Consider the following 13213-nt stretch of genomic DNA (forward strand, 5'->3'; position numbering starts at 1 on the left):
CCTCTTATTGGAGTGACTCTTTCTCCATTACGCTTGAAATCGTAGGAATTACTTCTTTCGCTACCATTTCTCTCGTTTGACGAATCGCACTAAATATCGACTGGTCATTAGAAGAACCGTGAGCCTTAATGACAGGTGCTTTCAATCCAAATAATGCAGCTCCTCCATACTCCGAATAATCCATTTTATCTTTTAATACCATAAGTTTTGGCTTTAATACCGCCGCTGCTAATTTGCTCGTAAATGAACTCATTAACTGTTCTTTCAACATAGAGAATAGCGCAAGTGCTGTTCCCTCTAATGATTTCAACGCTACATTCCCTGTAAAACCATCACATACAACAACATCTGCTACACCTTGCAATAAATCTCTTGATTCAACGTTCCCCACGAAATTAATTGGCGCATCTTTAAGCATTGCAAATACTTGCTTTGAAAGCTCGTTTCCTTTTCCATCCTCTGTTCCAACGTTTAATAGTCCAACGCGAGGATTTTCAATTCCTCTTACCTTCTCAGCATAAACAGATCCCATTACTGCATATTGATATAAATGAATTGGTTTTGCATCAACATTTGCTCCAACATCTAACATAACAAAACCTTTTCCATCTACAGTTGGCATTGTAGGCGATAAAGCTGGTCGCTCAATTCCTTCCATACGACCGACTACAAATAATCCAGCTGCCATTAAAGCTCCTGTACTACCTGCGGATATACAAGCGTCTGCTTCTCCATCCTTTACTTGTTGTGCCGCAAGCACCATTGAAGCTTGTTTTTTTCGACGAACCGCCCTTACTGGTTCCTCCGTTGATTCTATTTTTTCGTCTGTATGAAGAATAGTAATTCGTTCATCACTCGTTAAGTATTGACGAATTTCCTCTTCTTTCCCTACTAACGTAATATGTAAATCAGAATATTCCTTAATAGCTTTCATTGCCCCTAATACTACAGCCTTTGGAGCGTAATCTCCGCCCATTGCATCTATTGCGATTTTCATAAGTTGTTACCTTCCTCACTATAATTACTAGATCGATACATTTCAAAAGTGCCTGTAAAAACAAGTTCTTCTCCAACGAAGCTACGCACTTTGACAACCGTCCGTCCTTTATCATTCTCTACATCTTCAACGCGCGCTTTTGCAACAACACGCTCTCCTAATTTTACAGGGCGAATGTATCGAATGGTAGACTTTGCAGTTAAAGCTAATTCTTCATCAATAACCGCAACAGCTAGTGAGTTTGCTTGCGCAAACAGATGATGCCCACGAGCGATTTGATTTCTTTTAAATACATGTTCTATCTTTACTTCAAAGATAGAGATTGCATGTCTATCTAATTCAATATCAATAATTTCTCCAACAACCTCTTCTAACGGTAAAGATTTCACATCTTCTTCATGTTGCTTTGTAGCTACATGTTTAATTCTCTCTCTTAATTCAGGAATAGACAATTCCATACGATCAAGTCGTACCGTTTGTATACTCACTTGAAATTTTTCCGCTAAATCTTCATCCGTAATAAAAGGATTTGATTCGATTGTTTGTTGTAATAACTCTTGTCTTTCTTTTTTACTTCTTCTTTTTTTCATACCGCACCATCCATTTTTATGACTAGGTACTAACAGTAGTATATAATCATTAAAAGTAGAATGCAACAAAAACTTTTGTTGACTCCCTTTAATCGAGCTTCTCTCCTTGGAACACACCTGTCCCATCAAGATACGTACGCAAGGCAGCATACTGATCATTGTGCCAAAACGCTTCTGAATCTACTAGTATCGCCGCATCTTGCCTTGCTGTTTCTAACGCTCGATAATCATGTACCATGTCAGCAACCTTAAATTCTGGTAAGCCACTTTGCTTACTCCCAAAGAAATCTCCAGGACCTCGTAATTCTAAATCTTTTTCTGACAATACAAATCCATCATTTGTTTCAGTCATTATGCGCATTCTTTCTTTCCCTGTTTCTGATTTAGGGTCTGCTATTAATAAACAATATGATTGTTCACTACCACGGCCGACACGCCCTCTAAGCTGATGAAGCTGCGATAAACCGAAACGTTCTGCATCATAAATAACCATTACAGTCGCATTCGGTACGTTCACACCTACTTCAACAACTGTTGTCGATACAAGAATTTGTACTTTATTTTCACTAAACTGTCCCATTATCTCTTCTTTTTCCTGAGACGATAATCTCCCATGCATCAATCCAACTTGGCATTTCCCTTGGTAATGATGCGTCAGCATACTATGTAAGTCGATAGCATTTTGCACATCAAGTTTCTCAGATTCTTCAATTAGAGGACAAATAACGTATGCCTGTCTTCCTTTTTTTATCTCCTTTTCAACGAAACCGAGAACGCGATCTAACATATCATGTTTTGCCCAGTATGTTTCAATCACCTTTCTACCTGCTGGCATCTCATCGATTATCGAAACATCCATCTCTCCAAATGCAGTAATTGCAAGCGTACGCGGAATTGGTGTCGCTGTCATAAATAATACATCTGGACTTTCACCTTTCTCCCGTAAAACTCGGCGCTGCGCTACACCAAATCGATGCTGTTCATCTGTAATAACGAGACCCAACCTATGAAATATAACTTCATCTTGAATTAAGGCATGCGTTCCAACAAGAATATCTATTTCTCCTTGTTCTAACTTCGCTAAAATTTCTCGACGTCTCGCCCCTTTAACAGAACTTGTTAACAGTTCCACCTTCATACCAAAATGCGAAAACGTTTCAGCAAGCGACTGATAATGTTGCTCAGCTAAAATTTCTGTAGGAACCATTAAAGCACCTTGATAATGAGCTAATTTCGATGCATAAAGGCCAATCGCAGCAACAACTGTTTTCCCAGAACCAACGTCACCTTGCAATAGTCGGTTCATCCGATAAGGAGATGTCATATCTTTCAAAATTTCATCTACAACTCGGCGCTGCGCACCCGTTAATGGAAAAGGCAGTGCATCGATAAATTCTTGTAATTCTGCTGACGGAATCTCTTTCTTCGTCCCTTTTGAATTTTCCCTCTCCATTTTCCGGAGCGTTTGCATTTTCAGCTGAAATAAGAAAAATTCTTCATATACAAAACGGCGACGCGCTTGCTTCAAATCTTCCTGTCCTACCGGAAAATGCAATGCCCTGAGCGCTTCATATCTTGGTAATAATTTATATCGCCCTAACAAACCATCCGGTAACACTTCGACTATAGAATCTCCATATTCCTTTAACGCTTGAGCAATAAAACGACGCATCTGTTTTACTGTAAGTTTCCCCTTTACTGAATAAACAGGTTCCACTTCTTGTTGACGTACAACCGGTCCAAAATGAAGTTCTGATACAGCAATTGTTTGACGATGTTGATCCCATTTACCAGTAATCGTTATCGTTTCATCTAACTTTAATTTTTGCTTATAGTAAGGCCTATTAAAACATACCGCCGTAATTAAATAACGACCGACGAGAACACGAACTGTTAAACGCGATTTCTTCTTACCATAATATTGCAGCAAAGGAGCACTATGAACCTTCCCTTCAACCGTTACACGTTCATCATGCTTTACTTCAGCAAGATCTTTCATCGCATAATCTTCATAACGGTACGGAAAATGTTCTAATAGATGAGAAACTGTATAAATACCCATCTCATGTAGTAACTCAGATGTTTCTCCTCCGATCCCCTTTACATCCGTAACAGGAACTTGTACAACATCATTCAAGATTCTCACACCCCGTCACATTATTTTCTTTATTGCATTTTATTTGAGTACCAATTAGCATCTGTAATCGCTCTCTTTCACCTTATATATTCTATCATAGGCATTCTAAGAGAAACTACTCAAATCCCTTATATAAAACAAGTAAAAAAGAGCCTCACTATTAGCAGCAAGGCTCTTTTCTCTCTTCAATATGCTAGCCTTTTGAATAAAAACTAGTAATAAACTTCATATTACTACTTCTTATCCATTAGCAAGTAAGTAATCCATTTATTTTCAAAACGAATCTTATCTTATTCTACAGAGAAGATGAAAGAATACACTGGTTGGTTTCCAGCATGTACTTCTACTTCTGCATCTTCAAATTTCTCTTCTACAAATTCAACTAACTCCGCTACTTCTTCATCAGTTGCATCTTCCCCTTGTAGAATCGTTACGATTTCAGAATCTTCATCAATAAGCGCTTCTAGTAATTGCTTCGCAGCTCCTACTTTTTCAGCATTTGTAGATACAATTTTCCCATCTGCAATACACATGAAATCATCTTTTTGAATTGCTACACCATCAATTTCCGTATCACGTACAGCATACGTAATTTGACCTGTTTTCACATGAGATAAAGCTTCTTGCATGTTTTCTTCATTCTCTTCTAACGTTCCAACTGGGTTAAATGCTAACATTGCTGCCATACCTTGAGGAACTGTTTTCGAACGAACAACAATAACTTCTTGATCTACAACTGATGCCGCTTGTTCTGCTGCCATTACAATATTTCCGTTATTCGGTAAAATAATGATTTTTTCAGCATTTGCTTCTTCAATTGCCTTCACGATATCCTCCGTACTTGGATTCATCGTTTGACCACCTTCGATAACTTTCGTTGCGCCGATGCTCTCAAATAAAGTTTTAATACCAGATCCCATAGCTACAGTTACGATACCATATGGTTGTTTTTCTTTCGATTGAGCTGGTTGCTCAGGAACCATAGTAGGTTCATCTAACAAAGCAGTATGCTGTTCACGCATATTTTCTACTTTAATCTTAATTAAACTACCGTATTTTTGCCCGTAGTTCATAGCGTCTCCAGGATGTTCTGCATGGATATGAACTTTTACAATTTCATCATCAGACACAACTAGTAGAGAATCACCATATACACTAATATCTTCACGGAATTTTTGTTCAGAGAAATTATGCTCTTTCACCTTTTCAGCCTCTAATTTCACCATGAACTCTGTACAATATCCATACTTAATATCTTCTGTACTCAATTGGCTTTGTACACTACGGTGATGTTCTGCGCGTACCATTTCATTCATAGATGGTTGCGTCGGTGCATCAGAAGAAATCGTTTCTCCTTTTAAGTCAGCTAAAAACCCTTCGTATACCACGACAAGACCTTTACCACCGCTATCTACAACGCCAACTTGTTTTAATACAGGTAATAAATCTGGCGTACGATTTAACGATGCGTTTGCTTCTTTCACAACGTCTTCCATAAACAAAACAAAGTCGCGCTGTTTTTTCGCAACTGTTACTGCATATTTACCCGTTTCTCTTGCAACCGTTAAAATCGTTCCTTCAATCGGTTTCATAACCGCTTTATAAGCCGCCTCTACTCCAGCTTCTAGTGCTGCAGCAAAATCAACTGTTGTTAATTCTTCTTTTTGTTCAATGGATTTAGAGAAACCACGGAACAACTGAGATAAAATAACTCCAGAGTTACCACGAGCTCCCATTAATAATCCTTTGGCTAAACTTACGCCGACTTTACCAGCATGCTGTGAAGGATTTGCTTTCACTTCACGCGCACCTGAAGTCATAGATAAGTTCATGTTTGTACCGGTATCGCCATCTGGAACTGGAAATACGTTTAATGCATCAACAAGCTGAACATTATTTGTTAAATTATTCGCTCCTTGCATGATCATTTGTGATAAACGTTTTCCATCAATTTTTTGAATTGACACAGATTTTCCTCCTTAATGCACATTACAAGTTTATTACTTTAACTCCTTGTACGTAGATGTTTACAGAATCTACTGCTAGTCCTACAGTTTGATCTAATGTATATTTCACTTTCGTCTGCACATTATGTGCCACTTCTGAAATTTTCGTACCATAGCTCACAATAATATACATATCAATATGTACTTCATCTTCATCTTTACGAACAATAACACCTCTAGTGAAGTTTTCTTTTCGTAAAATGTCTGTTAATCCATCTTTTAACTGATTTTTTGATGCCATACCTACGATACCGTAGCAATCTACCGCGGCACCTCCAGCAATTGTTGCAATTACATCTGTACTAATATCAATTTGACCGTACTTCGTTTTAATTTCAATTGACATCTCGTTTCCCCCTTCATAAATGGTGAAAGTGAGCTAGACTACTTTAGTTACTATCATATAATCTTTTTAAAGAAAATTCCATCGTTCTTTCTTTTCACTCTCATATTTTATGTTTTAAATTACACTTTTTTATGATGAGCAAAATAGTCCATTGTTATTATACAACATGTACCACTATAATATGTCAAGCAATTTTTATGGATTTCAACTTTTCTTCATTGATATATAGTGTCAAGTAAATTTTCTTGATTTCTTTTTTCTACGGTGTTGCATTCTCTTTTTAGTTGTGTTAAATTATAGTAGTGTTTTTAGCATCGCATAAAAGACTAACATTGAAAAATTACGTATGGTAAGGTATCAAGGGAGGGAAATATAAATGGCTCGTGTTTGTGCTATTACTGGAAGAAAAGCTCGTTCTGGTAACTCTCGTTCTCACGCAATGAACGCTACAAAACGTAAGTGGGGCGCTAACCTTCAAAAAGTTCGCGTACGCATCGACGGAAAAGTTCAACGTGTTTACGTTTCTGCTAGAGCATTAAAATCTGGCAAAATCGAACGTGTTTAATAATAAAAAAAAGAGCCGATAGGCTCTTTTTTTACTATAACAATGGAAAAAGCACCGGTGATAGGTGCTTTTTTTAATCTTTTTTGAAGGTATTTAACATTGCACGAACAATTCCACCAAGAAATTTAGGTAACTTAATTGTATAAAATCTCATGGTTTCCCTCCTAATCCCCATTACTCCACTTGGTCACTATATGATGTAAGGAGCAAAATTGTTTCTTCAATCAGTGCTTCTTATCAACATTAATATGCCAGAAGTAAATGAAAAAGTACCTTTTTCCTCAACGAGTTCGTTACTAATACAAAGTGTTGATCCCCACTCTATTGTTTTATTAGTAAGCGGGTACTTAAAACCAAACAATGTAATCCCTTCCACTATTTCAGTAACTGGTACAAAAGATACATAAGGAAAATTTTTATTTTCTTCAATTATATGTGTACCCACTTTTTTAACTGTTATTTCATTTTTATTGTCCACAATACACATTTCTATCTCTACTTCTAACCCTTTTAAAAGCATCTGTATATTTGCCAAACCGTGATCAAGCCTTCCACCGGTAGCACCAAAAATACGAATTAGTGCCGGCTTCTGTCCTAATGCCCAGTTAATTGCAATTTCTAAATCCGTTTGATCTTTTTCTCGCGGAACAATATGTAATTCGTTCGTTTGCTGTCCCATCCATACTAATTCTTCTTCGGTAACTGAATCGTAATCTCCAAACGCAACAGCCGGTGTAATCCCTTTCTTTAATAGACGGTATACTCCCCTATCAACCGCTGCCCACACTACTTCCTCATCCTCATATCGAGCAAAATCTGCACAATATTCCGAAGGTCCTCCTGCCAAAATATGAATAATCATTTTTTCTTCCCCTTCCATTGTAAAAAGGCAATCTGCCATTCGGTAGATTGCCTTTTTACATATTTTTACGCTATCCTATGAATACCTTACTAGGATAAAGTTCATCACTACCCACGAATTACGCGAATTGCTTCACCGCGGTCTTTTTGATTGTATACTGCTGATCCAGCTACAAGTACATTTGCTCCTGCTTCCACACAAAGTCTTGCTGTTTCAGCATTTACACCACCATCAACTTCAATTTCTACTTCTAGATTGCGCTCTTTCACCATGTCTGCAACTTGTTTAATTTTCGGTAATACAGAATGGATAAACTTCTGTCCACCAAATCCAGGGTTTACTGTCATAAGTAATACCATATCTATATCTTCTAATACATGCTCAATTACTGAAACTGGCGTATGTGGATTTAATACAACGCCCGCTTTAATACCATGAGATTTAATTAACTGAATTGTACGATGTAGATGTGGACACGCCTCTACGTGAACAGTAATAATATCCGCTCCCGCTTGTGCGAAAGTCGGGATATAGTTATCAGGATTTTCAATCATTAAATGTACATCTAATGGTAATGATGTAATTGGACGGATAGCTTCTACAATTAACGGTCCAATCGTAATATTTGGTACGAAATGTCCATCCATTACGTCAACGTGAATGTAATCCGCTCCGCCCTTTTCTACATCTTTAATCTCTTCCCCTAATTTTGAAAAATCTGCTGATAAAATCGATGGTGCAATTTTAATCATAACTAATACCTCGGCTTTCTCTCTCTAATTTCTTCTACGAATTGTTTATAGTTCTTATAGCGATATTCTGTAATCTTCCCTTCTTCAACCGCAGCTTTCACCGCACATTTCGGTTCAGAAAGATGTGTACACCCTCTAAATTTACAGTATTGGCTCGCTTCTTTCAACTCTGGAAAACAATATGTAAGATCTTCTACTTCTATATCAATGAAATCTAGTGAACTAAAACCCGGTGTATCTGCTACTAGTCCACTCCCAATTGCAATTAATTCTACGTGTCTTGTCGTATGCTTCCCGCGTCCTAAATGGGAGGAAATATCATTTGTTTTCAGCTCTAATTCTGGACGTAGCACATTAAGCATTGAAGATTTCCCCACACCAGATTGACCCGCAACGACAGAAACACAATTTTCTAAGTATGGTTTTAATATATCAATACTTTCTGACGTATTAATAGAAGTAAATAAAACATCATAACCCATCTCACGATAATCATTCGCATAAGCTTCAACAGTTGCTTTCATCTTTTCATCTACTAAATCCATCTTGCTAATACAAATAATTGGCTTAATGTTATGATATTCAATCAGCACTAAAAATCGATCTAACAGTCCAGGATTAAAATCTGGTTCTACTGCAGAGAACACAAGGATCGCTTGATCGACATTAGCAATAGGAGGTCTAACAAGTTCATTTTTTCGATCAAACACTTCAAGCACATAACCTTCAGTTGGATTATCTGCCTGAAAAACAACTTGGTCTCCTACAAGTGGTGTAATTTTATTTTTTCTAAATACACCTCGTCCACGACATTGCGTAACCCCTTCTTCATGCTGCACGTAATAAAACCCACTTAAAGCTTTTATAATTTTTCCTTCTGGCATAGAATTCTCCTTTTTTGTATAAGGTGATGCTGAATTTAAAAATGAATGGATTTAAATTTTCTAAATAACGATTTCAAAACCTACCATATATACTTTTGCTAATATACATTAAATTTCCCATTAAATGCAAAAAAATATTTACAGCTGCATCACTTTACTAGCTTTTTGAATCATATATTTTTGCCTGCTATACCGTCCACTTTGTAGACAGCATAACAGGCAATAATAATAAGTAGACTTTCACTATTATTGAGTTGGATATGGTACTTCTTTATCAATAATCGTTACTCCATCTCGTACAATTTTATAGTGTCCCTTTGAACCTTCTTGAATTACAAATTCTAAAGAAATAGTCGCTGATTCAGTAATTGTTCTCGTTTCAACCGGTCTATCCATTTTTTGCTGCATGTCTTCTTTATAAATTTCTATTGTTTGCGGCTTTTTTTCACCTGTTACAGCAGGCTCATATGGGATAGAGATATTGTCCAATTTTACCGTTTTAGTCACTTTAGGCTTTTGACCATCAGAGATAATAATAGTTACTTTATCTCCCTCTTTTAATGGTGTACCTGGTTTTGGAAATTGCGAAATTACAAGTCCTTTTTCGACTGTATCTGAATACTCTCGTTTTATATCTGACGTTAGTTTTCTCTCATTCAAATAACCAGTTACACTATTTTCAGTCCACCCCGAAAAGTCACCTGGTCTAATTTGATAAGGACCTTTACTTACCCAGATTTTCAGTTCTTGCTCCGCTTCTATAACCATTTGATCAGGCGTCGGAATTTGCTCTACAATTTCACCTTTCGGCTTATCATTTTCAATATAATTTACTGTAACTTGTTTATATTTTTCTTCTAACTCAGCTTTTACACTCTCAAAGTTTTGCCCTGTGAAATTCGCCATCTTACTTTTCTTTTTCCCACCTGATTGATAGATAGTAATTTTAGCGTTTTCTTTTACGACTCTTCCTGCTACAGGGTCCGTTTTTATTACATCCCCAACTTCAACATCATCTGTATATACAATATTAGGCTCCGTCACCTCAAAGCCCTTTTCTACTAATGTATTTACAGCTGTCGTGTATTTCATACCAGCCACATCAGGAACTTTCACATCTTTCGGAATAAATAATCCTGGAATAACCGTAAGCGCTAATGTTATTCCTATCGCTAAAAATAAAAATGTTGAAATTAAAACTTTAAGCCACTTGTTACTCCGTTTTTTCTTCTTATCTAACTCAGCTGCTTCTGCTCTTATCGGTTCTTCCACCTTACTCCCTTTTAAAACAATCGTTTCATCACTTACATTTTCAAATAATTGTTCTTGTTGAATAATCGGAATCGCTTTCGTCGCTTCCATATCTTCTGGTATGTAAAACGGTTGCTCATTTATCCTCTCTGGATATAGCGCAGTTTCAATATCTCGCTTCATCGCATTGGCAGATTGATATCGATGGAACGGATCTTTTGCAGTTGCTTTTAATATAATATTTTCAACACTTTGCGGAATATTTTCATTCCATCTTTTTGGTGATGGGATTTCACTTTGTAAATGTTTTAAAGCTATAGCAACAGCAGATTCGCCAGAAAACGGTTGTCTTCCTGTTAACAATTCAAACATAACTATCCCAAGAGAATAGATATCTGATTGTTTATTTGCTATTCCGCCACGTGCCTGTTCTGGTGATAAATAATGGACTGAACCGAGCACTGAATTTGTATGTGTAATTGTTGTTGCACTTGTAGCTGTCGCAATTCCAAAATCTGTTACTTTTATTATTCCATCAGCTCGAATTAAAATATTGTGCGGCTTTATATCACGATGCACAATTTCAAAATGATGGGCGTGTGCCATAGCGGATGTTAACTGCTCCATAATATCAAGAGCTTCTCCTATAGGTAACATCCCTCGCTCAATTATGTATTGCTTCAATGTTTGCCCTGGTACATATTCCATGACAAGATAGTATATACCATCTTCTTCTCCGACATCATACATATTCACAATATTTGGATGCGACAACGTTGTAACAGACTGCGCTTCTCGATGGAAACGTTTAATAAACTCTTCGTTATTTGAGTAGTCGAGTCTTAATATTTTTACCGCTACATCTCGGCCAAGTATATCATCATGAGCTAAATATACATTGGCCATTCCGCCACCACCAATCATTTTCAGCAGCTTATAACGGTCATTTAAGCGTTTTCCAATCAGCACGTTGCACTTCACCTACTTTCGTTTGTCGAACCCGCATAATCAATAAGAACAAGTGTGATATTATCTTCTCCACCGCGATCATTTGCCAATTGAATGAGACACTGCCCTTTACCTTCAAGCTGTTCATTTAACTGTAAAATTTGTCGCATATCATCAATAGAAACTTTGTTTGATAACCCATCAGAGCAAAGAAGTAATTGATCATCTTCCTCAATTACCAACGTTTTAACATCTAACCCAACTTTTTCTTCTGTTCCTAATGCTCTTAATAACACATTCTTTTTCGGATGATACTCTGCGTCTTCCTTTGAAATTTCACCATGTTTCACCAGCTCATTTACAAGTGAATGATCTTCCGTTACTAGCGTCATTTCTCCTTCTGATACCATATAGCAACGACTATCTCCTATATGCCCTATTGTCACAAAGTTTGGTGTACAAACAGCTATTATAAGCGTTGTTCCCATACCATTACATTCTGCATTTTGCTGAGCATATTCATATATACGCTCATTAATAATCCCAACACTAGTATGTAACCATTGTTCTACTTTTTTCGGCTCATTCATATTATGTGTTTGCTTCCAATAATCATGGAATAATTGAATGGCCATCGAGCTAGCTACATCACCAGCTCGATGACCTCCCATTCCATCTGCTACTACCGCTAATACATTTCCATCTAAATTGTGAAAAACTCCTGCACTATCTTCATTATGTTGACGAACTTTTCCTTTATCCGATAGAAATACGGCTTTCATCTCGTCACCTCGTCTCTTCTTTGCGCTCCTTCGCACGCAACTGACCGCAGGCTGCATCAATATCATGACCTTGTTCACGGCGAATCGTTACATTCACTCCACGATCTTTTAACGTTTTCTCGAACAAGAAAATTTGTTCACGTGGCGTACGTACATAATCACGTTCAGGTACGTAGTTTACCGGAATCAAGTTCACATGACATTTTACACCTTTTAAGAGCGCAGCAAGCTCTTCAGCATGCTCTACTTGGTCATTTTCTCCTCCAAATAATCCATATTCAAAAGTAATACGACGCCCCGTTCTATTTACATAGTATTTAATAGCTTCCATTAAATCTGGTAATTTATAAGCACGGTTAATCGGCATTAATTTTGAACGTAATTCTGAGTTTGGAGCATGCAATGAAATCGCAAAATTAATTTGTAGATCTTCTTCAGCAAACTTATAAATTTTCGGGATAATTCCACTCGTCGAAACAGTCATATGTCTCGCACCAATATGAAGTCCTTTTTCATGGTTAATGATGCGTAAGAATCCCATTAAATTATCATAGTTATCAAATGGTTCTCCAATCCCCATAACAACAAGAGAACTTACACGTTCTTCTGTTTCATCAAGCGCACGCTGAACTTCTACTACTTGCGCTACGATTTCTCCAGCTTCTAGGTTTCGCTTTAATCCACCAAGTGTCGAAGCACAGAACGTACACCCAATACGACAACCAACTTGCGTTGTTACACAAATGGAATTTCCATATTCGTGTCGCATTAATACCGTTTCAATAGAATATCCGTCATATAATTGGAATAAGAATTTAATTGTTCCATCCGAAGACGTTTGTTTTACTAACGTTTTTAAAGTAGTAATATCAAAGGAATTCGACAATTTATCACGCAATCCTTTAGAAAGGTTTGACATATCCTCATAATTTTTTACACGTTTTTTATATAACCAATCAAAAATTTGTCCAGCACGGAACTTCGGTTCTCCTTGTTCCTTTAACCAATCTTGCATTTCATGAAGTTGTAAAGAGTAAATTGATGGTTTCTTCGTTTCTAAATTTTTCTTTTGTTTTCTTACAGTCGTTTCCAT

Annotated in this window: 13 protein-coding genes; 1 reads left to right on the forward strand and 12 read right to left on the reverse strand. The window is 37.0% G+C overall.

Going from position 1 to position 13213, the window contains the following annotated elements; genetic code table 11:
- Positions 1-4: 4 nt before the first annotated feature.
- From plsX to ACUN13_RS00715, 5 genes are all read right to left on the reverse strand, one after another.
- The gene (gene plsX / locus ACUN13_RS00695) at positions 5-997 is read right to left on the reverse strand and encodes a phosphate acyltransferase PlsX (protein WP_000684115.1); all 993 of its coding nucleotides are present in this window, start codon (positions 995-997) and stop codon (positions 5-7) included.
- On the reverse strand, positions 994-1587 hold the full coding sequence (fapR, locus tag ACUN13_RS00700) for a transcription factor FapR (protein ID WP_000747348.1): 594 nt from the start codon (positions 1585-1587) through the stop codon (positions 994-996). Before fapR ends, plsX begins: the two co-directional genes overlap by 4 nt.
- Before the next feature lie 88 nt (positions 1588-1675).
- Positions 1676-3724 (reverse strand): ATP-dependent DNA helicase RecG, encoded by a 2049-nt coding sequence (gene recG, locus ACUN13_RS00705; RefSeq protein WP_001000816.1) that lies wholly within the window; start codon positions 3722-3724, stop codon positions 1676-1678.
- A gap of 290 nt (positions 3725-4014) precedes the next feature.
- Positions 4015-5691 carry a DAK2 domain-containing protein gene (locus ACUN13_RS00710; protein ID WP_000027129.1) on the reverse strand — a complete coding sequence of 559 codons (1677 nt, stop codon included), beginning with the start codon at positions 5689-5691 and terminating at the stop codon, positions 4015-4017.
- Positions 5692-5713: 22 nt separating this feature from the next.
- Positions 5714-6076, reverse strand: a complete 363-nt coding sequence (locus ACUN13_RS00715) for an Asp23/Gls24 family envelope stress response protein (protein WP_000021109.1) — start codon at positions 6074-6076, stop codon at positions 5714-5716.
- Positions 6077-6452: 376 nt separating this feature from the next.
- Between ACUN13_RS00715 and rpmB the strand changes: the two genes are divergently transcribed.
- The gene (gene rpmB / locus ACUN13_RS00720; protein ID WP_000124776.1) at positions 6453-6641 is read left to right on the forward strand and encodes a 50S ribosomal protein L28; all 189 of its coding nucleotides are present in this window, start codon (positions 6453-6455) and stop codon (positions 6639-6641) included.
- A 73-nt stretch (positions 6642-6714) separates the two neighbouring features.
- Here the strand turns inward: rpmB and spoVM are convergent, their stop codons facing one another.
- The 7 genes from spoVM to rlmN form a co-directional block, all read right to left on the reverse strand.
- A complete protein-coding gene (gene spoVM, locus ACUN13_RS00725) occupies positions 6715-6795 on the reverse strand; it encodes a stage V sporulation protein SpoVM (RefSeq protein ID WP_001213599.1) in 81 nt (26 codons plus the stop codon).
- Positions 6796-6861: 66 nt separating this feature from the next.
- The gene (locus ACUN13_RS00730; RefSeq protein WP_002026234.1) at positions 6862-7542 is read right to left on the reverse strand and encodes a thiamine diphosphokinase; all 681 of its coding nucleotides are present in this window, start codon (positions 7540-7542) and stop codon (positions 6862-6864) included.
- Positions 7543-7610: 68 nt separating this feature from the next.
- A complete protein-coding gene (rpe, locus tag ACUN13_RS00735) occupies positions 7611-8255 on the reverse strand; it encodes a ribulose-phosphate 3-epimerase (protein ID WP_000589974.1) in 645 nt (214 codons plus the stop codon).
- A 2-nt stretch (positions 8256-8257) separates the two neighbouring features.
- On the reverse strand, positions 8258-9139 hold the full coding sequence (rsgA, locus tag ACUN13_RS00740; RefSeq protein ID WP_001113932.1) for a ribosome small subunit-dependent GTPase A: 882 nt from the start codon (positions 9137-9139) through the stop codon (positions 8258-8260).
- 246 nt (positions 9140-9385) lie between these two features.
- Positions 9386-11359: a Stk1 family PASTA domain-containing Ser/Thr kinase gene (gene pknB / locus ACUN13_RS00745; protein WP_000904747.1), complete on the reverse strand. Its 1974-nt coding sequence runs from the start codon at positions 11357-11359 to the stop codon at positions 9386-9388.
- An 8-nt stretch (positions 11360-11367) separates the two neighbouring features.
- Entirely contained in the window at positions 11368-12120 is a 753-nt protein-coding gene (locus ACUN13_RS00750) for a Stp1/IreP family PP2C-type Ser/Thr phosphatase (protein WP_000648701.1), read from the reverse strand.
- 4 nt (positions 12121-12124) lie between these two features.
- On the reverse strand, positions 12125-13213 hold the full coding sequence (rlmN, locus tag ACUN13_RS00755) for a 23S rRNA (adenine(2503)-C(2))-methyltransferase RlmN (RefSeq protein WP_000450540.1): 1089 nt from the start codon (positions 13211-13213) through the stop codon (positions 12125-12127).

This window comes from Bacillus cereus group sp. Bce041 (genome assembly GCF_052646455.1).